Here is a 21,584-nt window from a genome sequence, read left to right as displayed (position 1 = left end):
AGCCCTTACTATTTGTCTTTTCCAAACATTCAAAGAACGGGTGTCGCTTCCAGTTGAAGTGACATTGTGGCTAGAAAGCCGATGTTTTGAGTTGCTATGCGCCGCTTCTTTCGATTTGGGAGTGCAAAGGTAACTCGTTTTTCTTCGTTAGCAAGCAAAAACGGAAATTTATTTACTTTCCTCGTTTCGCTTCCCAACTCTCTTCCGCCTCCTGTTGAACCGGGGTGCAAAGGTAAGGCGCTTTTTTCGGCTTTCGCAAGGGCTTTCGAAAATTAATTTTCTAGGACTTTACTGGGCTGGCACGCGGAGCAATACAAGGATTGTGGCCGTGAAGTTCCTTACTGGTTAAATTTCTGTTGGAGCAACTGCTTTGACAGAACCCGTAATCCATTTGACAATTTGGGACTGCAAAAGTAGGTGGACTTTCTGGGTTTACAAGGCCTAACTGGAAGATTGGAGCTTGTGGGGGGCGGATGGCGGGGGGTTTGAGTAAATGGCTTTTAGGAATCAGTGACTTAGGGTTGGGGAAATTTTTGGGGAAATTCAGCGAATTGGTTCGGGGACGAAGAATTCGGTGAGATTGGGGCGAATTTGGCGGGGGCGTTGGGCTTCATATTGCTGGATTTGGCGACCTAGTAGGGCTAGGAAGGGCTCGCCGATGCTGTCGTATTCATAGACTCCGTCGTTGATAATGCCGTCTTGGTTGACGTAGAGGACGGCACTAAGCAGGAATTCGGACTGGTGGAGGGAGTCGGCGAAGTAGGCGACATCAGCGAGGTAGCCGTGCGACATGCCTACTATGTTGTAGATGCGGAGGGCAGATTGGTGGGGGATTTCGGGGTCACGGCCGTAGTAGAGGTATTTTTTGTAGGCGTCGAAGTAGCGGGCGGGGACGTAGGTATGGAAGCCAGACTCGTGCGGGGTGGCGTGGAGGTAGCGGCGGAGGAAGGCATAATCTGTTGGGGTGAGGCGGAGGCGCTGGGCGGCGGGGACGGATTCGGGGAAGAGGATGCTTTGGAGCAGGGCAGTGATGTCGGGGAGAGGGAGGTGGTTGGCGGTGGTGAAATCGTAGGGTTCGGGGATGACGCGGCGGCCGGCTTGGTAGGCGCGGCCTTTGAGGACGCGGCCGAGGGGGCTAGAGTAGGGCGTGGGGTTGTATTGGGCAGGCTGTTTATAGATGGTGTCGCCCTGGGGGGTGTGGAAGCTAATGGGATTGGTGTGGCGGTTGGCGGCGGTGTCGCAGGGGGCGAAGCGGCGGGTGATGCGAACGTTGGGGTGGTCGAGTTGGGCGAGACGGTCATTGAGCGGGCGCTGACCGAGGAATTCGTAGAGGCGGTTGTAGGCGAGGTTGTCGCTGACGAGGAGCATTCGTTTGATGTAGTTGCCGACGGTGGCGGTGCGGTCGGAATCGGCGGGGGCGGCGAAGGGGACGGGGGTCTGGCAGCGCCAGGCGGTGCCGGTGGCCATGATGGTGCGGCGGTTTACTCCCGGTTTATGGAGGTCGTTGAGCTTTTCGAGGGAAAGGGCAACGACTGGGAGTTTGACCAGGCTGGCGGGATTGAAGTATTGTTGGGGGTTGAGGTGGTAGGTGTGCGGGGTGAAGGTGGGACGGTTCTGGGCGTCGCGGTCGATTTGGGTGTAGATGATTTGGAGCTCGTACTGGGGGTTAGTGGCGACACGGGATAGTTGTGGACTGGCTTTCAATAGGGAGTCGAGCAAGGGAGAATCGGCGGGCGTTAACCTTCCCCCCCGGCCCCCTCTCTCGTGGAAAGGGGGAGCCCGACGAACTCCGCGAGCGGCCAGGGCTGCCAGGGTTGTTATTGTTAGTAGAAAGGCTGCTCCTATTATATAGTATAGTGGGGCGGGAGATTGGCGGAGCAATTTCATGGAATCGGGAAATAAAAAGGCCGTGGTGTTGCCACCACGGCCCTGTGGGGCAGTTATGATATGCGGTTTACTTGGACAGCGGGATGAGGCGCTTGGCTAGGAGGAGGTTGGAGTCGGTTTGACGCCAGTTGTAGCCAGTGCCAAAGGGCAGGGCTTTGGGTTTGTGCAGGGTGTCGGTATATGCGGCGGTGAGCTCCGGCTGGTAGTGCTTGGCGAAGAGGTTGATGGGACGGCGGTAGCTGCCGTAGTAGTTGAACTGCCAGGCCCCTTTCTGGAAGTACTTCATGGCGATGCCGGAATCGTCTTGCAGGATGTAGCGGCTGCGGCGGAGGACCAGGGCACGCACTTCGCTGAAGTAGACTTTGTGCATGAGGTAGGTGGCCGACTTCACGTAGGTGGTGAGGGGGCCGAGGCTGCGCACGAAGGCGAGCGGGGCGGGCTTCACATTCAGACCGTGGTTGCTGAGGTCGGTGGAGAAGTAGTAGACGGTTTTGGGCTGGCCGTCGGGGCCGCGCAACTTCATTTCGACGCCGGGGACGGCTTTCGGGTCGAGGGCCTGGGTAGTGTCTTTAGGCGCGTCGATGAGCTGGCCGGCGGCATCGAGCTGCACGGGGCGGATGGCGGTGATTTGGTTGCCGGTGCGGGCGGCGAAGAGCATCATCAGCGGCAGAGCCCCGTCGAGCTCGACGGATTTGAGGTCGACGGCCATGTCGTTGGTGCGGAAGAAGCTGAAGTTGAGCACCGACCAGAGCGAGGTTTTGACGGTGGGCAGCAGCTTGGGGTTTTCGAGGGTGGGGCGGGCGGGGATGCTGCCGACGGGCTCCAAGCCGAGCAAGACATAGGTTTGGCTGGTGGGAAACATCGTGAAGACGTTCAGGAAATCGGGGCCGCTGAAGGGGTAGAAGATGGTGGGGCTGTTGGCGTGCACGGAATCGAGCTCGGTGGCGGCCCACTTGGTCATGCGCGTGGTGTGAGTGGCGCGGTATTTCTCCCAGCTTTTGTCCTGGTCTTTGGCGAAGGCCTGCCAGGCGGGTGTGGCGGCGAGCGGGGTGAGGTCGCTGTGCTGGCTGGGCTGCTGGCCGCCGAGGAACATGGCCACGTCCTGGGCGTAAGCGGTATCGGGGGCGGTGAGGCGGGTGGGACCCACGGCGCCTTTAGCCGCGGATGCAGGGCCGGCCGCTGCCGATTTGGTGGAATCCACGGCATCGGCCGTGGTGGCCATGGTTTCTTGTTTAGCCGAAGAAGCGGTTTCGGTTTTAGTGTTCGACTCGGAGCAAGCGGAGAGCAAGAGCAGAGCGGCGGGCAGGAGCCGAAGCGCGGCGGTGCGGAAGTACATTATATAAGGAGTATGAAAAAACGGTAGGCTTTTATCAGCAAAGCCCGAAATGTTGGCGCAAGTTACGGCGGCACGTTAGCCTGCGGTGGCGGGGCGTGACCTGCCCAGATACGTGGTCAGGAAATAGACCATCGCCCCCACGACCAACGTGGCCAGCCCATAGAGCGACTCCATGGGTTTATCGCGCAGGATGAAGGCCAGTGTCCAGCCGCTCAGCCCCAGGAAAAGGAGCGGCGTGATGGGGTAGCCCCAGGCGCGGTACGGGCGCGGCAAATCGGGCCGGCGCAAGCGGAGGACGAACAAACCCAGCACTGTGAGGAAGGTAAACAGGTTCAGCACGAAGCCGGCGTAGACCAACACCCCCTGGAAGCTGGGCTTTAGAATGAAGGCGAGGGTAATGGCGGTTTGCAACAAAAGAGCCCGCACGGGGATGCCGGCGCGGCTTTTGGGAGCCAGGAAATGCAGGGCGGGCAGGTCCTCCCCCATCGTCTGGACGATGCGGGGACCGGCGAAAATCATCGAACTAATGGTGGAAACGAGCAGAGCCGCGATGACGCCGCCCATGAGCCGGCCGCCGAGCGGGCCAAAAAGCGAGGTGGCCGCCACAAACCCGACTTCGACCTGGCCCTTCAACCCATCAATTGGCGTAGAACGGAGGAACACGTAATTCAACCCTACATATAATAGGAGTACGATGGCGGTGCCGGCCAGCAGGATGCGCGAGAGGTTGCGCTTGGGGTTTTCGATTTCGCCGGTGACGTACACCGCCGCGTTCCAGCCGGAGTAGGCGTAGCTCACATACACCAGGCTCACGGCGAAGGCGGGGCTAAGCAGGGCTTGCCAGCCGGCCGCATCGGGCAGGAAGCTGATGGGCTGCCCCTCTCCTACCACCATGCCCGCGCCGATGAACACGACCAGCACGCCCACTTTCAGGGCCGTAATGATGATTTGCAATCGGCTGCCGACGCGGGTGCTGCTGCCATGCACCAGCGTGAGGGCCAGCACCACCGCCACCGACAGCCATTGCGGATGCAGGCCCGGCCACACGCTCTTGGCGTATTCGCCCAGGGCCAGTGCGGCCAGGGCCGTGGGGGCCGCGAAGCCCACCGTGGCCGACACCCAACCCGAGAGGAACCCCAGCGCGGGGTGGTAAATCTGGCTCAGGTAATGGTATTCGCCGCCGGAGCGGGGCATGGCCGCCGCCAGCTCGGCGTAGCTCACGGCCCCGCAGAGGGCAATGAGGCCACCCACCAGCCAGAGCATCAGCAGCGCGAAGCCGCTCTGGATGCCCATCACCTGGAAACCGAGGCTGGTGAAAACGCCCGTGCCCACCATGTTGGCAATGACGATGGCTGCACCCGTGAGAAAGGTGATTTTGTAGGGACTAACCGGAGAGGGAGCGGGCATAAGGTAAGGTTGGCGGAAACCCAAAAGTACGCCCGCCTGCTCCTGAAGCCCGTTCTCGCTCATCTGAAGCCGGTACTCGGCATATCGAAGCCCCTTCCTAACGTTTCGAAGCCTCCTCCCACCATCTAGAAGCCTCTTCCCACCCTTTCGAAGCCTCTTCCAGCCATCTAGAAGCCTCTTCCCACCCTCTAGAAGCCTCTTCCCATCCTTGGGAAAGGGCTTCTAGAGGGTGGGAAGAGGCTTCGGCCTACTTGCCCTTACGCGCCGACGGCCTTGGGCTTTTTGTAGAGCGGCACGGTGCTGCACGGCTCGCCGTACATCACGCTGCTGGTCACGGGCAGCAGCTTTTGCATGATGGCCACGTAGGCGAAGGTGGGCACGGGCACGTTGCCGCAGCCTTTTACCACCACTTTGGCGTCGCGGTATTCTTCGGTATCGATGGCGGCGATGGCTTCTTCGAACAGCGACTGCTCCAGGGCGTCGAGGTTACCGAAAACGTAGCGGTGGGCGTGGTTCTGGAGCTTGGTGGCGAGCAGCATGTAGGCCCAGGTGGGCACAATGGCATCGGCCGAGCAGATGATGGCGACGTTTTTGCCGTCATACGGCGTCCAGTCGTTGGTTTTGACGAACTCGCGGAAGTCCTTTTCGCGCAGCATGAGGCCGTGGAAGAGGTTGTCCTTGATGTCGTACACCACCCGCTCGCCGGGGTGCAGCAGCTCTTCCAGGTTGAGGGTGACGAGGCCGCTGTTGGCGACGCGGTTGACGAAGAGGGGTTCCATGGGATTTTATTTTGAGTTACCATAACGTCATGCAGAGCGCAGCGAAGCATCTCGCTTGCGGTCACTAATTATTGACGTTTTCACGATTGAATCACTACCACACGCGAGATGCTTCGCTACGCTCTGCATGGCGTTTTACTTCGCTTTCGGCGTGGTCGTGTACACTTCTTTCAGGTAAAACGGCTCGTAGTACGCCACGTCCTGAAATTCCTGCCGGTGAAACGCGGCCACGCCCAGCTGCCCCACCGCAATGGCCGAAGGCGCAATCCCCGCCAGGAAACCAGCATTCGCCCGCTCCCCCAGCAGCACCTGAAACTTCGGCGCCCCATTGCCGAAGAATAACACGGAATGGTGGGCCAATTGTTCGGCTAGTGTATCGGCGTCGAGAATGAGGGGCGTGGGCACCAGCACCTCCTGCCCATCGTGGGTATAGATGGCGGCGTACACTTCCTGCCGCCGGGCATCCAGCATGGGGCAAAACCGGAAGTTTTCGGGCCGGGCAGTGCCGGCCGCCACCTGCGCCGCCAGCGCTTTGAGCGTGCTCACGGCCACCAGCGGAATATCCAGCGCGAAGCACAGGCCCTTGGCGGCGGCCGCCCCGATGCGCAGGCCGGTGTAGGAACCGGGCCCGTCGCTCACGGCCACGGCGGCGAGGTCGGCCAGCCGGTGGCCAGTATTTTCGAGCAGCTGCTCGATGAGCACGGTGAGGTGGGTGGAGTGCGACTTATCGAGCCGCAGCTCGGATTGGCCGACCAGCGAGCCGTCGGTGATGCGGTGCAGGGCCACCGAGCAGACGGGGGACGAGGTTTCGAGGGAAAGAAGGAGCGTTTGCATGGAGCAGGCAAATTTACGGCCGTAGAAGTTGGCCGTGCCTGCCTCACCAGTTTCTACTTACTGTCGCTAAGCAAACCGAGAATGCGGTCAAGCTTAGCATCCAAATCTGTAACCTTCACCCCAACAATCGAGAGAGAATTCTCCATAACACCAAGCCGCAAATTCGTCATGCTTTGCGCTTGGCTCACCTCTTCCTTCAACTCCTGCATTTCCTTTTTGACCCCACCAATTTCTCGGTTCATGTCCTGACGTAGTTCACTTACCTCCCGCAAAACGAATTGCGTATTATCACTTTGCATCTGCCCAGCTTCCAATAACTGGTTGACAGCCCCATAAATCTGCTTGAGCTGCGCCGTGTGGCGGTCAGCCACCGCCAGCGTCTGAGAAACGAGTGGTTCGAGTTGGTCGAGGCGCTGGTCGGCAGTCATGGGATGGGAAATCTAAAATATTTCTAAAGTTACAGGGCATTCCACATAAGCCTTAGAAGATAGAAAGCAAAAACTAACGCACTGAAAAAGGCCACTATTTGCAATAAGTAATAACCATCCTCGCTTAACTGATTCCCAAAAGCGTAAAAATCAATAGGAACCATCTTTCCTTTAACCATCGCAGTGTCAAAGCCAGGAACATCATCAGTCAGAGTCCACTTCCCCGCCTCGAAGATGTTTGCCTTACTGGTTTTGAAAAAACCAACTGAAAAGAGCAAAAACCCAACCCAGTAAAAGCGCAAAAGCAGCGACTTCATAACTTGCTCAAGATTACTTCGTCCCGGCCGACTTGCGGGCGCTGGCGGCCTGGCCCGTGGGCTTCAGCAGGGCGGCGTAGCGGTTTGGGTCGTTCAGGACGGCGACGGCGGCGATGATGTTGGGGTCGTCGTCGAAGCCGGCTTCGGTGCGGCCTTTCTCAAAGTAGTAGCGCGACACAATTTCCTGCTCCAGCAGCTCCTTGATTTCGGGCTTGAAGCGTTGTAGGTCGTTGGCCTTGTTGACGGTGATTTTCTTGCGGACGGCTTCGAGCTCCAGCTTCACGTCGTCGTAATGCTTTTCCTCTTTTACCTTCTTGCTGAGGTCAGCGAGGGCTTTTTCGGTGTCGGTGCTGTAGCTGATGTTCTTGCCTTGCAGATAGGCCACGAACTTCTGGTAGTCCACGTCCGAGAGCTTGAACTGGCGGGCGGGCACGATGGTGGGATGTTCGGCGCGGTAGCGGGTGGCGTAGTCGAAGAGGTAGCTTTTCTGGAGCAGGATGCGGGTGATGTCGGCGATTTCGCGGTCGTTCACCTCTACGTCGGGAGCCACGCCGCCGCCGTCGTACACGGTGCGGCCGGCGGTGGTTTTGAAAGCCGTGCGCAGCGAATCGGGGAATTTGCCCAGCGTGCCGTCTTCGCTGCGGTGAGCGTAGTCGATTTCCTGGATGCAGCGGCCGCTTGGGATGTAATATTTGGCGGTGGTCACCTTCAGCTGCGAATTATAGCTGAGCGGCCGGGTGGCCTGCACAAGGCCTTTGCCGAAAGTGCGCTCGCCCACCACCACGGCGCGGTCGTAGTCCTGCAACACGCCCGACACGATTTCCGACGCCGACGCCGAGCGGCTGCTCGTGATGATGGCCACCGGAATCTGGGTATCGAGCGGCACGTCGAGGGCCTTATAGGTTTTGTTCCACTCCGTCACCTTGCCCTTGGTGCTCACCACGTCGAGGCCCTTGTCGATGAAGAGGTTGGAAATATTCACGGCCTCATTCAAGAGGCCGCCGGGGTTGTCGCGGATGTCGAACACGATTTTCTTCGCGCCCTGCTCCTTGAGCTTGGTCACGGCGGCGCGCACTTCTTTGCCCGCATCCACCGTGAAACCGCCGAGCTGGAAGTAGCCCACATCGCCGGAAATCATACCGGTGTAAGGCACGTTGTCGACCTGAATTTTATCGCGGGTAATATCGATTTCAATGGGCTTGTCCTGGCCGTATCGCGTCACCATCAGCTTCACCATGGAATTGGCCTGGCCCTTGAGGAGCTTGCTGATGTCGCCATTCGACTTTTTATCGACAATCACGCCGTTGATGTCGAGGATTTCGTCGCCGGGGAGCAGGCCGGCTTTTTGGGCCGGATAACCTTCGTAGGCACTTTGCACCACCGTTTTACCGTTGCGCTTCACCACCGAGGCCCCGATGCCGCCGTACTGCCCGGTGGTCATGGTGCGAAAATCTTCGATGTCGTCCTCCGGAATGTAATTGGTATAGGGGTCGAGCGAGCGCAGCATAGCGTCGATGCCCGTTTTCACCAGCTTGGCGGGCGTTATCTCGTCGACATAATATGTATTGACCTCCTTAAAGAGCGTGGCGAAAATGTCCAGGTTCTTGGCAATCTCGAAGTACCGCTCATTGTCGGAAGCGGCGCGGAACGATACCAAACCCAGCGTGCTCAGGGCCAGCGTGGCGAGTAGCTTTTTGCGGATAGTCATACGGAATACGGGTAGCGGGTCATCACGAATCTACGGGGCCGGCGGCGAAGCAGGGGCTGCTTCAGGAGTTGTGCCCAGCAAACGATGGAAAGCGGAAATTAATTTTTTTTCCACCAACGTCAGCGGACTTTTTTCCTTTCCCGTGAAGATAATACCCAGCAGAGCGATTTCGTGCCCGTCGGGTTGCTCCGTAAGTCGATATTTATTGAGCCGATACGCCTCGCGGATGAGCCGCTTAATCCGGTTGCGGTCGACGGCCCGCTTAAAGGTGCGCTTGCTCACGCTGATGAGCACCTGCGGCGGGGCCGTAGTGGGCGCGGCCGCTTTTATCCAGACGATGCGCAGCGGGTAAACGCCAAAAGAGGAACTCTGCTTGCTAAAAAGCTCTTCGATGAGCTTCTTGCGGCACAGGTGTTCCTCTTTCGGGAAGGTATATTTTCTCTTAGCTGTTAGCTGAGAGCCATTAGCTGTTAGCTCGTTCACGATGCTTACTTGTCGGCTAGTGCTTCAGCAGCAAGAACCACTCTGGGAAGGCCAAAAATAGCGAAGCCGCATTGCAGCGACAGGAATAATACTGTCTCAGCAATGCGGCATTCTGCTAGCTACTAGCTAGAAGCTCTCAGCTAACGGCTAAAAATACTAGCGCTTGTGCTTGCCTTCGTCGGATACGGTGAGGCGCTTGCGGCCTTTGGCACGACGACGGGCCAGCACGTTGCGGCCATTGGCGGTTTCCATGCGGAGACGGAAGCCGTGCTTGTTAACGCGCTTGCGCTTCGAAGGTTGATAGGTGCGTTTCATCTTAGTTCTAGTTTCAAGTTGGGCCGGCAAAGGTACGGGCTTTGTCTGGAAAAGGCAAGGGCCTCAGCCACTTTTACGTGGGGGACGTTAGCGGGCAGTAGCTTTAGTCCTGTTTAACCCCGTTTTGGCGATGATTCACTACCACGTTTCCTACGAAAACCCCCTCACGTTTTACCTGCAAATCCAGCTCACGCTGGACATAGCCGCCACTGCCACCGTCCCGCTGGAACTCCAGCTGCCCGCTTGGCGCCCCGGCCGCTACGAGCTGCAAAACTTCGCTCAGAAGATTCAAAAAGTGGTGGTTGAGGATGCCGCCACTGGCCAGCCTCTGCCCTACCGCAAGCTCACCAAAGACCGGTGGGAGGTGCCCAATGCCGCTGGCCGCGCCATCCGGGTGCGCTACAATTTCTACGCCCACCAGATGGACGCCGGCGGTTCCTGGCTCGATGAGACGCAGCTGTACCTGAACCCGGTGCAGGCGCTGATGTATGCGGAAGGGCGGCAATTGGAGGAATGTGAATTGACGCTGGCCATTCCCAATGGCTGGCAAGTGGGTTGTGGTCTGGCCCAGACCGCGCCTAATGTGTTTTCAGCGAAGGATTTTGACCGGCTGGCCGACTCGCCGCTGATTGCCAGCCCCACGCTTACGCACCAGGAATACGAGGTGGGCGGGCTGCCTTTCCACGTCTGGGTGCAGGGCGAGGCGGAGTTGAACTGGCCGCGTATTCTGGCCGACTTCAAGGCATTTTCGGAGGAGCAGCTGACGCTATTCGGCGGCTTTCCGGTGGCGGATTACCACTTCCTGAACCATTTTCTGCCTTACAAGCACTACCACGGCGTGGAGCATAATAACTCCACGGTGATTACGCTGGGGCCGGCCGAGCTGATTATGAGCGAGGCCTTGTACAAGGAATTGCTGGGCGTGAGTTGCCACGAACTGTTCCACACCTGGAACATCAAGAGCATTCGGCCCGCTGAGATGCAGCCCTACGATTACAGCCGCGAGAACTACTTCCGCACCTGCTTCATCGCCGAGGGCATCACGACCTACTACGGCGAGTACCTGCTGGCCCGCAGCCACGTTCGCACGCCCGCGCAGTATTTTGAGGAGTTGAATATCGTGCTGCGCCAGCACTACGACGATGCCGGCGGCGAAAACCTTTCCTTGGCCGACGCCAGCATGGACCTCTGGCTGGATGGCTACAAGGCCGGCGTGCCCGACCGCAAAGTGTCGGTGTATCACAAAGGCGCGCTGGTGGCCATGCTACTTGATTTGACGCTGCGGCAGCTTTCCGGCCACGCCCGCAGCCTCGATGACGTGATGCGGCAACTGTATGAGGAATTCGGCAAAACCGGCATCGGCTACGCCGAAGCTGACTACGTACGCATCGTGAATGAAGTGGCAGGTCGCGACATGCACGCCTATTTCGACAAGTTCATCTACGGCACCGCGCCGCTGCAGGAGCCGCTCGATCGGGTGCTGCACACCGTGGGCTGCCAGCTGCTGGTGGGCGAAAACGCTTCGGCTTCGGAAGGCCACTTCGGCTTCCGGACGGTGGTGAAGAACGAGCGCACGGAAGTAACCGCCATCTGGCCTAACTCGCCTGCCGCTGCTGCTTTGACGGTAGATGATGAAATCGTGGCCGTAAACGGCCGCCGCGTGGATATGAACCTGCAAAGCCTGCTCAGCACCGGCGCACCGGCCTACGAGGTAAGTGTGTTCCGCCAGAACCGGCTGCTGACGGTGGCGCTGGCCGCCACGCCGGGCGTGCGCTTCGGACAGCGCTATGCCATTGACAAGCTGGCTACGGCTGATGCGGCCCAGCAGCGCGGGTTTCAGCAGTGGCTGGGGTGGGAGTTTTGATTCAGTTGAACGATGGGGAGACGCGAAGTGTCGGGTCTCAGGCATTTCTACAGCAACATAGAAAGGGCCCCGCCGGATTCGTCCGGCGGGGCCCTTTCTATTTCAATTCGAAATCACTAATTCCCTTTTTTGCCGGGCCCTTTGCCGCCGCTTACCGACATCGGGCGATTGCCCTGCGGGTTGCTGCGGATATTGTTGACGCCGTGGCCGGCGCTATTGCCGTCGGTGGTGTTGCCGTGGGCGGAAACATCCATCGTATTCGGGCTTTGCACCTGGGTGCTTTTCTTTTTGGTGTTAGCCGCAGGGTTAACAGACGTTTTTTCGTTCTGAAGGTCGGTGTCTTTCTTTGCGTGTCCCATGGCGGTATCTGGTTAGGTGGTGGATAAGAAGTTGTACCCATTCGCCGCCAAAAGGTTGCCCGAAAAATCGCTACGCCGGCACGTTGGCGATGGCGGCAGCCGGCACCACTTTCACCAGCTCGGCAAACTGAGCTTCGCGGGCTTCCACTTCCTCGGCCGAGAGATTGAGCAGGCGCTCAGTGCCGAACTTCTCAACACAAAAAGAAGCCATGGCCGAGCCGTGAATCACGGCGCGCTTCATGTTTTCGAAGCTGATGTCGTCCGTGGCAGCCAGGTGGCCGATGAAGCCGCCCGCGAACGTGTCGCCAGCGCCGGTCGGGTCGAATACTTCTTCCAGCGGCAGCGCGGGCGCGTAGAAAATCTTGTTCTTGTGGAAAAGCAGCGCGCCGTGCTCCCCTTTCTTGATGATGAGGAATTTCGGGCCCATAGCCATGATTTTCTTGGCGGCCTTCACCAGCGAGTACTCGCCGGAGAGCTGGCGGGCTTCCTCATCGTTAATGCTCAGCACGTCCACCATTTCGATGGTCGCAATCAACTCTTCGAGGGCAATGTCCATCCAGAAGTTCATGGTGTCCATCACAATCAGCTTGGGCCGGTTTACGAGGCGCTGGATGACAAGGCGCTGCACCTGCGGGGCCAGGTTGCCCAGCATCAGGTACTTGCAGTCCTGGTAGGCGTCGGGGATGATGGGGTCGAAATCGGCCAGCACGTTGAGTTCGGTCACGAGGGTTTCGCGTGAGTTCAGGTCCTTGGAGTATTTGCCCGACCAGAAGAACGATTTCTCGCCCTGCTTAATCTGCAGGCCTTCCACGTCCACGCCGTGCTCTTCGAGGAGCAGGATGTCGGACTGCGGGAAGTCGTCGCCGACCACGGCCACCAGCTTCACGGGCTTCAGCGAATAGGACGCCGACAGGCTGATGAAAGTGGCGGCGCCACCGATGATTTTATCGGTTTTGCCGAAGGGAGTTTCGATGGCGTCGAATGCGACGCTGCCGATGACGAGCAGGCTCATGCAAGTAAAATGTGGTGAATAAAACGAGAGGATTAAAGCCGTATTAAAACGGAATTAAAGCAAGCAACAAAAAAGTCCCCGGATAATTCTCCGGGGACTTCATTTTTGTGGGTAAATAATGGGGCTCGAACCCACGACCTTCGGAATCACAATCCGACGCTCTAACCAGCTGAGCTATATCTACCAGGTTTGTTTTGGTGGTGCAAAGATAGAAAAAGAAGCGGGAAATGGCAAAAAAAGTTCGATTTGTAGTACCTGCTTCAGCTTGTGCTCTGCCCACCAAACCATCCCGGCACAAGCTAAAGCATGTGCTACAAGCACAAAAGCCCGACCTTTGCCGGATGGAACCTAATACCACCCCGTCGTTCAACGATTTCAAACTCAACAAACAACTTCTTTCTGCAGTGGCCGAGGCTGGCTTCACCGTGCCCACGCCGGTGCAAATTCAGACCATTCCGCTGCTGCTGGCCGGGCACGACGTGCTGGGCATTGCCCAAACCGGCACCGGCAAAACTGCTGCTTTTGGCCTGCCCCTGCTGATGAAGGTAAAATATGCCCAGGGCATAAATCCGCGGGCTTTAATTCTGGCCCCCACGCGGGAGCTGGCCATGCAGATTGAAACGCACCTCAAGGCCCTGGCGGTGAATACGGACCTGCGGATTTTCGCCATCTACGGCGGACTGGGGCCGAAAACACAGATTGAAACCATCGCCCAGGGCCTCGACGTGCTGGTGGCTACGCCGGGCCGGCTCATGGAAATTTACCTGAAAGGCGCGTTGCGGCTGACCGACCTGAAAACGTTGGTGCTGGATGAGGCCGATAAGATGATGGACATGGGCTTCATGCCCCAGATTCGGCGGATTCTGGAAATTATTCCGCGCAAGCGGCAGAACGCGCTGTTTTCGGCCACTATGCCCGAACGGGTGACGGTGCTGAGCGAAGAATTTCTGGAATTTCCGGTGCGGGTAGAGGTAAGCCCGCCGGCTAAAACGGCCTCCACGGTGACCCAGACCCTGTACGAAGTCCCCAACCTGCTCACCAAAATCAACCTGCTGGAATTTCTGCTGCACCGCGATATCGACACCATGACGCGGGTGCTGCTCTTCACCCGCACCAAGCAGCACGCCGACCAAGTGGCGCATTTTCTGGAGCGCAAGGCTCCGGCCGGCGAGGTGCGCGTGATTCACGGCAACAAGGGCCAGAATGCGCGGATGAACAGCATGGATTCTTTTCGGGCCGGGGAGGTGCGCTACATGGTGGCCACGGACGTGGCCGCGCGCGGCATCGACGTGCCGCAGGTAAGCCACGTCATCAACTTCGATGTGCCGATTATTCACGACGATTACGTGCACCGCATCGGGCGCACGGGCCGGGCCTTGCACACGGGCGCGGCCATCACCTTCGCCAACGAGGCCGAGATGGTGCACATCGGCGAGATTGAAACGCTCATCAACCAGAAAATAACGGTGCTGCCGCTACCGCCCGAGGTGACCGTGGAGGAAACTCAGTTTGAAGAGCAGCAGGCCATGGGCCGCGAGCTGGACGACCGCCGCAAAAAGCTGGACCCGACGTTTAAAGGCGCTTTCCACGAGAAGAAGGAGTGGATAAAGCCCGGCATCACCATCGATAAGCGCACCGGCAAGCCCTTCGCCGAAGGCAAAAAGAAAAGCTCCAAAGGCTCCAAAGCCAACGTGGGCAAAAAAGGCGGCTCAGCCCCTGGTGTGAAGGCCTTGAAGCGGCGCGGACGCTAGGTTTTAGTCGTTAGTTGCTCGTTGTCAGTTGTTAGTTTCGATAAAGAGCCTAGCAATTGACAACAAGCAATTAATGATGGTGGTGTATCAGGTGGCCAAACCGGACGCTGGCAAAGGTGAGCGTCGCGCCCCAGAACAGGGCGCTCCACAGCATGTGGAGCAGGATGCGCTGCCGGGGCACGCCCAGCAGGGTGGCGATGACCGTGCCCCCGATGGGCGTGAGCAATAGCGGGGTGAGGAAGGCGATGCCGCCCATGCCAAACTTGCGGAACACCTTGATAATGTTGCGCGAGCGTTTAGTAAAGATGGGCTCGCGGCGCAGGCGGCGCTGGCGCTGGCGATGCTCCATCCAGGCGCGGCCCACTCCCGAAAAGATGAACACGCTGGTCATCATGCCGGCCACTGTGAGGCCCATGGTGGGCCAGAAGTGCAGCCCCATGGAAGTGCCGGCCAGCGGGCCGCCCAAAAACTTGACCGTGCTCAACAGGAACACGGACGCGCATTTAATGGCGGGGTGAAGCACGAAAAGGTGGAAAAACTGGCGGTGAGGGGTGGGCAGCAGCTCGGGGTGGGCGCTGGGCAAAGATACCACGTTTGCGAAGCCAGCGTTCCATGGCAGCTACAGTTTACTGCCGTAGGACAGGTCGCCGGCATCGCCCAGGCCGGGCACGATGTAGGCGTGCTCGTTCAGGCGCTCATCGATGGCAGCCACCCACAGATTGGCTTCGGGGATTTCGCGGGCCACGTAGGCCAGGCCTTCGGGCGAGGCGATGACGGCGGCGATGTGCACCTGGCGCGGCATGCCGAAACGCAACATGGCCCGGTAGGTCTGCACAAGGCTTTTGCCGGTGGCCAGCATGGGGTCGGCCAGAATCAGCACCCGCTCGTCGAGGCTGGGGGCCGACAAATAATCAACCTGCACCTGCACCTGGGCCGTGCCCTCGATGCGATAGGCGGCCACGAAGGCGCTGGGCGACTGGTCGAAATAATTCAGAAAACCTTGATGAAAGGGTAACCCGGCGCGCAGCACGGTGGCCAGAATGGGGAAGTCGTGCAACAGCTTGCCGGTGGTTTCGGCCAGAGGCGTCTGGATGACTTTATCAGTGTAGCTGAGGTGGGCGCTGATGCGGTAGGCGATGATTTCGCCCAGGCGCTGCAGGTTGCGGCGGAAACGCAGGCTGTCTTTTTGCACCTCGCGGTCGCGCAGCTCGGCCAGAAAATGGTTGGCGATGCTGGGCTCGGCGCACACGACATGAACGTTGGCCAGCGCCTCGGCGACATCGTTTGCGGCGGGCGCGGCAGCGACAGCCGGAGCAGGGAAAAGGGAGGTGGTGGCCATGCGAAAAGGGAATTGGAAAGTGGGGCGGGAAAAATAAAACCGGCCGGGAACCCGAAGTTGGCACAAAAACCGGGGGCAGGCAAGCAACACCCGGGAATTCATCTTCGTTACCGGCAACCCGATAAACTCTGCTGGCGCGAAGGCTTCGCCGCGGCACAGCTTACTTCCCACCAACGGCTTGCTGCGTAGGTTTGTTAAGAAATTGCCGCGCTTCCGGTTTACCGGACGGTACCGTTTCTGCTTTTATACGGTCTATCTGTTTTTATGCATAAAACTCTGCTCCTGTCTTCTATAATGGCGCTGTTGGTGGGCCCGCTGGCTGCCCAAACGGTGCCGGCCCCACCCACCTTTTCACCGGCTCCTGCCCAGGCGGAAAAATCGCCGTGGCTGATTTTTGACCAGCCGCTCGACAGCCTGCCGCCCGGCCGCAGCAAAGCCAACCGGGAAAAAACCGTGCGCGAAAAACCTGCCCAAATTGCCCCGGCGCGCACTATGCCAGCACGGGAAAGCCGCCCCTCCGGCAATAACATAGAAGCCACGCAAGGCGCCAACTACGTGCCGCTCGACCCGGACATTTACCGGCTGATTGACCGCTACGCCATCAAGTTTGGCTCCGACTCGCTGCGCGACCCGCACACCAGCGTGCGGCCCTACACCCGCACCGGCGCGGCCCACCTCGGCGAGCGCATGCTTTCGCCCGACAGCACCGCCACCCGCGCCGGCAGCCTCTCCCGCGCCGACCGCTTCAATGCGCAGTACCTGCTGAAAGACAACTGGGCCAATTCCAGCCAGGGCGCTGACGTGAACCAGAGCGCCAAGCCGTTCCTAACCTATTTCTACCGCGACCAGACCGACTTGTACCACGTCGAGAGCAAGGATTTTACGCTGCGCGTGAACCCGGTGCTGCTGCTTTCGGGCGGCAAGGACAACCAGAACACCGACGGCCTGCGCTACGTGAACACCCGGGGCGTACAGATTGAGGGCACTATTGACCAGCGCCTGGGCTTTTACGCTTTCCTGGCCGATAACCAGGAAGGCGTGCCGCAGTACGTGCGCAACCGCGTGGAGCGCGACACCATAGTGCCGCACGAGGGGTATTTCAAGCCTTTCAAGGTGGCCACGCTGGGCCAGGGCAGCCAGTATGACTTCTTTTCGGCGCGGGGCTACGTGACGTATGCGGCCACCAAGCACATCAACGTGCAGCTGGGGCACGACCGCAACTTCATCGGCAACGGCTACCGCTCGCTGATTCTGTCGGACTACAGTGCGCCGTATTTCTTCCTCAAGCTGAACACCCGCGTCTGGAAGCTGAACTACCAGAACCTGTTCGCAGAGCTGGCGGCGGAGAAGAAAAATGCCGACCAGGTGTACCCCAAGAAATACCTGGCGCTGCACCACCTGAGCCTGGACGTGACGTCGAACTTCAACATCGGCGTGTTTGAATCGGTGATTGCCGGCTCGCCCAGCAACCGGTTTGAGCTGCAATACCTGAACCCCATTATCTTCTACCGGGCCATCGAGCAGAACGTGGGCTCGCCCGATAACGCCATGCTGGGCCTCGATTTCAAGTGGAACATTCTGCACACCGCGCAGCTGTACGGGCAGGTGGTGCTGGACGAGTTTAAGCTGAGCGAAATCCGCGCCGGGAACGGCTGGTGGTCCAACAAGCAGGCCGTGCAAGTGGGCGGTAAATACATCGACGTGGCCGGCATTCGCAACCTCGATTTGCAGGTGGAGCTGAACTACATCCGCCCCTACACCTACCAGCACGAGAGCTTCTACACCGCCTACACCAATTACCAGCAGCCCCTCGCCCACCCCATGGGCGCCAACCTGACGGAAGTGCTGGGCGTGGTGAGCTACCAGCCCCTGCCCCGCCTGAACCTGGTGGCCAAGGCCATTTACACCGAGCAAGGCCTGGACTACGGCTACGATGCCGCCGGCAATGTGGTTACCGTGGCCCCCATTAGCCTGAATGCGCCGGGCACGCCCATCACGCCCGGCACCATTGCCAACTACGGCGGCAACCCGCTCACGCCCTACAACTCCCACCCGATGGACTACGGCAACCGCACCGGCCAGGGCAATAAAAGCCGCCTGCTCCACACCGATTTCACGGCCACCTACCAGCCGCGCCTCAACTTGTTTCTGGATGCCAAGCTCATTGCGCGGCACCAAACCTATTCGCTAACCCCGGCCGCCAACGTGAACGAAGTGTACGCTTCGCTGGCTGTGCGTTGGAACATTGCGCAGCGCCTGCACGAGTTTTAGGTCATGTCCGCAACCACCTATTTATTTCGTCCCGTCAATCAGCAGGAGCTGGATTTGATTGCTGATTCTGGCTGGCTGGCATTTCCGCCACGCCTGCCGGAGCAGCCCATTTTCTATCCGGTGCTGAACGAGGAATACGCCGTGCAAATCAGCCGCGACTGGAACGTGCCGTACTACGGCGTGGGCTACGTGGTGCGCTTTGCGGTGGACAGTGCTTACCTGGAAAATTTCCCGGTGCAGAACGTGGGCGACCAGCAGCACGACGAGCTATGGGTGCCCGCCGAGCAGCTGGCCGAATTCAACCAGTACATCGACGGGCTGATTGAAGTAATTGCCGAGTTTCGGCGTTCTTAGTTAGGCTCGCCCCATTTGCCCATGAAGACTTACCTCCGCATTTTACAGTATGCCCGGCCACTGGCCGCTTTTCTGCCGCAGTACCTGCTGTACACGGTGCTGACCATCTTTTTCAGCATCGGCAACTTCACGCTCATTATTCCGCTGCTGAGCGTCTTGTTCGATAAGACGGACAAGGTGCCCATGCAGGCCCCCGACCACCTGCCGTCCTTCAAGCCGACGATTCAGTGGGTCACCGACACGTTCAACTACTTCTTCGCCGACGTACTGACCACGCACGGCAAGATGGGCGCGCTGGCCTTCGTGTGCGGCGTGGTGGTGGTTTCCGTATTGATGAGCAACGTGTTTCGCTACCTCAGCCTGCGACTGCTGGCCAAGGTGCGGGCCCGCGTGATTCGCAACCTGCGGCGCGATTTGTACCACCGCATCATTGGCCTGCAGCTGGGCTTTTTCACGGGCGAGCGGAAAGGGGATTTGATGTCGCGCTTCACCGCCGACGTGCAGGAAGTAGAAACGTCGGTGGTGAACACCTTCACGGCCGTCATCAAGGAACCGCTCACCATTGTGGCCTATTTCCTGGTATTGTTTCACATGTCGGTGCCGCTCACGCTGTTTACGTTGGTGCTGCTACCGATTTCGGGCGGCATCATCGCCACCATTGCCAAGCGCCTGCGCACCCAGGCCAAGCAGAGCCAGAAAACGCTGGGCACCATGCTCTCGGTGATTGATGAGACGCTGGGCGGCATCCGCGTTATCAAGGCATTTAATGCGCAGGAGTACATCAAGGGCAAGTTTGAGGAGCAGAACGACCAATATGCCCGCACCTCGCGCAGCATCGACAACACCCGGGATTTGGCCTCGCCGTTTTCGGAATTTGCCGGCGTGTCGGTGGTAGCCGGCCTGCTCTACTTCGGCGGCACGCTGATTCTGGGCGGAAAGTCGGCGCTTGATGGCCAGACGTTTATCGGCTACGTCATCCTGTTTTCGCAGGTGCTCACGCCGGCCAAGGCGCTGTCGTCGTCGTTTGGCAACATCCAGCGCGGGCTGGTGGCCGGCGAGCGGGTGCTGAGCATCATCGACACCGAGCCGGCCATCCGCGACCGGCCGGATGCCACGGTGCTGCCGCCCTTCGAGCGCGACATTGAATTCCACAACCTGAGCTTCAGCTACGGCGAAACGCCCGTGCTCCACGACGTGAACCTGACCATTAAAAAAGGCCAGACGGTGGCGCTGGTAGGCGGCAGCGGCGGGGGCAAAAGCACGCTGGCCGACCTGCTGCCGCGTTTCTACGACCCCAGCGGCGGCCAGATTTTCATCGACGGCCACGACCTGCGCGCCTGCACCCTGCATTCGGTGCGCGACCAAATGGGCATCGTCACCCAGGAAAGCATCCTGTTCAACGACACCATTTTCAACAATATTCGCTTCAATACCGAGGCCACCGAGGCCGAAGTGATGGAAGCCGCCCGCATCGCCAACGCCCACGACTTCATCGTGGCCAGCCCCGAAGGCTACCAAACGATGATTGGCGACCGCGGCGGACGCCTCTCGGGCGGGCAGCGGCAGCGCCTGAGCATTGCCCGCGCCATCCTGCGCAACCCGCCGATTCTGATTCTCGACGAAGCCACCTCCGCCCTTGATACCGAGAGCGAAAAACTGGTGCAGGAGGCCTTGCAGCGCCTGATGCAAAACCGCACCTCGCTCGTCATTGCCCACCGCCTGAGCACAGTGCAGCACGCCGATGAAATCGTGGTGCTCCAGCACGGCCGCATTGTGGAGCGCGGCACCCACGAGGAACTGGTGCGGCGCGAGGGCGGCGTGTACCAGCGCCTCAGCTCGATGCAGACCAACGCCGCTCTGGTGTAAGAAAGCCCTATCTTTCGGCCTCAACCAACCTTTTCCGCCATGCTCGCTCTCAAACGCGTTGTTACCGTCGCCGTAATGATTTACTTGTTGCTGGCGCTGTTGTTCATCCTGGTGCCATCGGTGCGCACCACCGTTATGGGCGTGGGCTCGGGCCTGTCGGACCTGGCGCAGGAACGGCAGTTTTTCTACGTCATGTTCATCATTGGCGCCGTGGTGCTGGCCCTGCAGCTCCTCACCGAAAACCTGGATAGTGTGCTGCTGCGCCGCGCCGTAAGCCAGCACGAAGGCAAAATCAACGAGCTGAAAGCCAAGCTCTACGACAACCAACAGCGCACTACTGCCCCCGTCGTATCCGGCAGCCGCACCATTGACGGCCGCGTGCCCGTGGCGCCCGCCCCGGAGCGCATCGTAGCCAGCAGCAGCACCGAAAACCGCACGGCCGACCACCTGCCCCAGCCCACCTTCCCACAGAACGACCCCAGCCTGTCGAACACGCCACCGGCCGACCGGCCAGCGCTGTAAGCAACTGTCATTCTTATCGCACGTCATGCTGAGCGCAGTGAAGCATCTCGCGTGTGGTAGTATCTCAATCGGACAACAAACGCGGTAGAGATGTTTCACTGCGTTCAGCATGACGTGCTTTTACCCAATTCCGAACACTCCACTAAGTGCTTGACTCTGCTCTCCTTCCCGACCTTATTCACGCTGAACTGGCCGAAGCCCGCGCCGTACTCGACCGGTTTCTGGCCGATCCGGCCCACATCGCCAGCATCGCCGCCGCCGCCGGGCTAGTCGCCACGAGCCTACGCAACGGCGGCAAAGTCCTGACCTGCGGCAACGGCGGCAGCCTCTGCGACGCTCAGCATTTTGCCGAAGAGCTTTCGGGCCGCTACCGTCAGGACCGCCGCGCCCTGGCTGCCATCGCCCTCACCGAAGCCTCGCACATGACCTGCGTGGCCAACGACTACGGCTTCGAATTCGTGTTCAGCCGCTTCGTGGAAGCCCTCGGCCGCCCCGGCGATGTGCTGCTGGCCATCAGCACCAGCGGCAACTCGCCCAACGTCCTCCGCGCCGCCGAAGCCGCCAAAGCCGCCGGCATGCTCGTCGTGTCGCTCACCGGCAAGGACGGCGGCCAGCTGGCGGGGCTGAGCGATGTAGAAATTCGGGCCCCGCACTCGGGCTTCGCCGATAGGATTCAGGAAATCCATATCAAGGCCATTCACATCATGATAATGCTGATTGAGAAGCTGGTGATTGATTAAGCGCCTAATTTC

General features: G+C 59.4%; 21 protein-coding genes and 1 tRNA gene. 7 read left to right on the top strand and 15 right to left on the bottom strand.

Annotation, left to right across the window (positions count from 1 at the left end; all coding sequences use genetic code 11):
* Positions 1-543 precede the first annotated feature (543 nt).
* The 10 genes from J4G38_RS26905 to rpmH form a co-directional block, all read right to left on the bottom strand.
* Complete coding sequence (locus J4G38_RS26905) at positions 544-1,719, bottom strand: serine hydrolase (protein WP_210521916.1); 1,176 nt, start codon at positions 1,717-1,719, stop codon at positions 544-546.
* Between the two features lie 235 nt (positions 1,720-1,954).
* A complete protein-coding gene (locus J4G38_RS26900) occupies positions 1,955-3,223 on the bottom strand; it encodes a hypothetical protein (RefSeq protein ID WP_210521917.1) in 1,269 nt (422 codons plus the stop codon).
* Positions 3,224-3,298: 75 nt separating this feature from the next.
* Positions 3,299-4,630, bottom strand: a complete 1,332-nt coding sequence (locus tag J4G38_RS26895) for an APC family permease (protein ID WP_210521918.1) — start codon at positions 4,628-4,630, stop codon at positions 3,299-3,301.
* A gap of 257 nt (positions 4,631-4,887) precedes the next feature.
* Entirely contained in the window at positions 4,888-5,409 is a 522-nt protein-coding gene (locus tag J4G38_RS26890; protein WP_210521919.1) for a DUF2480 family protein, read from the bottom strand.
* 135 nt (positions 5,410-5,544) lie between these two features.
* Positions 5,545-6,243, bottom strand: coding sequence for a tRNA (adenosine(37)-N6)-threonylcarbamoyltransferase complex dimerization subunit type 1 TsaB (gene tsaB / locus J4G38_RS26885; protein ID WP_210521920.1), 699 nt, complete (start codon positions 6,241-6,243; stop codon positions 5,545-5,547).
* 53 nt (positions 6,244-6,296) lie between these two features.
* Positions 6,297-6,671, bottom strand: coding sequence for a hypothetical protein (locus tag J4G38_RS26880; RefSeq protein ID WP_210521921.1), 375 nt, complete (start codon positions 6,669-6,671; stop codon positions 6,297-6,299).
* A 29-nt stretch (positions 6,672-6,700) separates the two neighbouring features.
* Positions 6,701-6,988 carry a hypothetical protein gene (locus tag J4G38_RS26875; protein ID WP_210521922.1) on the bottom strand — a complete coding sequence of 96 codons (288 nt, stop codon included), beginning with the start codon at positions 6,986-6,988 and terminating at the stop codon, positions 6,701-6,703.
* A 13-nt stretch (positions 6,989-7,001) separates the two neighbouring features.
* Complete coding sequence (locus J4G38_RS26870) at positions 7,002-8,696, bottom strand: S41 family peptidase (RefSeq protein WP_210521923.1); 1,695 nt, start codon at positions 8,694-8,696, stop codon at positions 7,002-7,004.
* A gap of 30 nt (positions 8,697-8,726) precedes the next feature.
* The gene (gene rnpA / locus J4G38_RS26865) at positions 8,727-9,179 is read right to left on the bottom strand and encodes a ribonuclease P protein component (protein ID WP_210521924.1); all 453 of its coding nucleotides are present in this window, start codon (positions 9,177-9,179) and stop codon (positions 8,727-8,729) included.
* 156 nt (positions 9,180-9,335) lie between these two features.
* Entirely contained in the window at positions 9,336-9,494 is a 159-nt protein-coding gene (gene rpmH / locus J4G38_RS26860) for a 50S ribosomal protein L34 (protein WP_046246180.1), read from the bottom strand.
* 130 nt (positions 9,495-9,624) lie between these two features.
* Here rpmH and J4G38_RS26855 point away from each other — a divergent pair, with 130 nt between their 5' ends.
* Positions 9,625-11,358, top strand: a complete 1,734-nt coding sequence (locus tag J4G38_RS26855) for a M61 family metallopeptidase (protein ID WP_210521925.1) — start codon at positions 9,625-9,627, stop codon at positions 11,356-11,358.
* A gap of 116 nt (positions 11,359-11,474) precedes the next feature.
* On the opposite strand, the gene J4G38_RS26850 is transcribed toward J4G38_RS26855, so the two are convergent.
* The 3 genes from J4G38_RS26850 to J4G38_RS26840 all read right to left on the bottom strand — a co-directional run bounded on the left by J4G38_RS26850 (position 11,475) and on the right by J4G38_RS26840 (position 12,913).
* On the bottom strand, positions 11,475-11,717 hold the full coding sequence (locus J4G38_RS26850) for a hypothetical protein (RefSeq protein WP_210521926.1): 243 nt from the start codon (positions 11,715-11,717) through the stop codon (positions 11,475-11,477).
* A gap of 70 nt (positions 11,718-11,787) precedes the next feature.
* Entirely contained in the window at positions 11,788-12,729 is a 942-nt protein-coding gene (locus J4G38_RS26845; RefSeq protein ID WP_210521927.1) for a PfkB family carbohydrate kinase, read from the bottom strand.
* A gap of 110 nt (positions 12,730-12,839) precedes the next feature.
* A tRNA-His gene (locus tag J4G38_RS26840) sits at positions 12,840-12,913 on the bottom strand.
* Between the two features lie 157 nt (positions 12,914-13,070).
* Here J4G38_RS26840 and J4G38_RS26835 point away from each other — a divergent pair.
* Positions 13,071-14,480 carry a DEAD/DEAH box helicase gene (locus tag J4G38_RS26835; RefSeq protein WP_210521928.1) on the top strand — a complete coding sequence of 470 codons (1,410 nt, stop codon included), beginning with the start codon at positions 13,071-13,073 and terminating at the stop codon, positions 14,478-14,480.
* A gap of 70 nt (positions 14,481-14,550) precedes the next feature.
* Here the strand turns inward: J4G38_RS26835 and J4G38_RS26830 are convergent, their stop codons facing one another.
* Complete coding sequence (locus J4G38_RS26830; RefSeq protein ID WP_226163944.1) at positions 14,551-15,003, bottom strand: hypothetical protein; 453 nt, start codon at positions 15,001-15,003, stop codon at positions 14,551-14,553.
* Between the two features lie 96 nt (positions 15,004-15,099).
* Positions 15,100-15,819 (bottom strand): uracil phosphoribosyltransferase, encoded by a 720-nt coding sequence (upp, locus tag J4G38_RS26825; protein WP_210521929.1) that lies wholly within the window; start codon positions 15,817-15,819, stop codon positions 15,100-15,102.
* Between the two features lie 264 nt (positions 15,820-16,083).
* On the opposite strand from upp, the gene J4G38_RS26820 reads away from it, so the two are divergent.
* The 5 genes from J4G38_RS26820 to lpcA all read left to right on the top strand — a co-directional run bounded on the left by J4G38_RS26820 (position 16,084) and on the right by lpcA (position 21,572).
* On the top strand, positions 16,084-18,090 hold the full coding sequence (locus J4G38_RS26820; protein ID WP_226163942.1) for a capsule assembly Wzi family protein: 2,007 nt from the start codon (positions 16,084-16,086) through the stop codon (positions 18,088-18,090).
* A 3-nt stretch (positions 18,091-18,093) separates the two neighbouring features.
* Positions 18,094-18,444, top strand: coding sequence for a hypothetical protein (locus tag J4G38_RS26815; RefSeq protein ID WP_210521930.1), 351 nt, complete (start codon positions 18,094-18,096; stop codon positions 18,442-18,444).
* 21 nt (positions 18,445-18,465) lie between these two features.
* The gene (locus J4G38_RS26810; RefSeq protein WP_210521931.1) at positions 18,466-20,310 is read left to right on the top strand and encodes an ABC transporter ATP-binding protein; all 1,845 of its coding nucleotides are present in this window, start codon (positions 18,466-18,468) and stop codon (positions 20,308-20,310) included.
* Between the two features lie 39 nt (positions 20,311-20,349).
* The gene (locus J4G38_RS26805) at positions 20,350-20,832 is read left to right on the top strand and encodes a hypothetical protein (protein WP_210521932.1); all 483 of its coding nucleotides are present in this window, start codon (positions 20,350-20,352) and stop codon (positions 20,830-20,832) included.
* A gap of 146 nt (positions 20,833-20,978) precedes the next feature.
* Entirely contained in the window at positions 20,979-21,572 is a 594-nt protein-coding gene (lpcA, locus tag J4G38_RS26800; protein ID WP_210521933.1) for a D-sedoheptulose 7-phosphate isomerase, read from the top strand.
* Positions 21,573-21,584: the final 12 nt, after the last annotated feature.

Origin of the sequence: Hymenobacter terricola, assembly GCF_017921975.2 — a bacterium.
Taxonomy (GTDB): Bacteria; Bacteroidota; Bacteroidia; order Cytophagales; family Hymenobacteraceae; genus Hymenobacter; species Hymenobacter terricola.
This window is presented reverse-complemented; position numbering and strand designations above follow the sequence as displayed.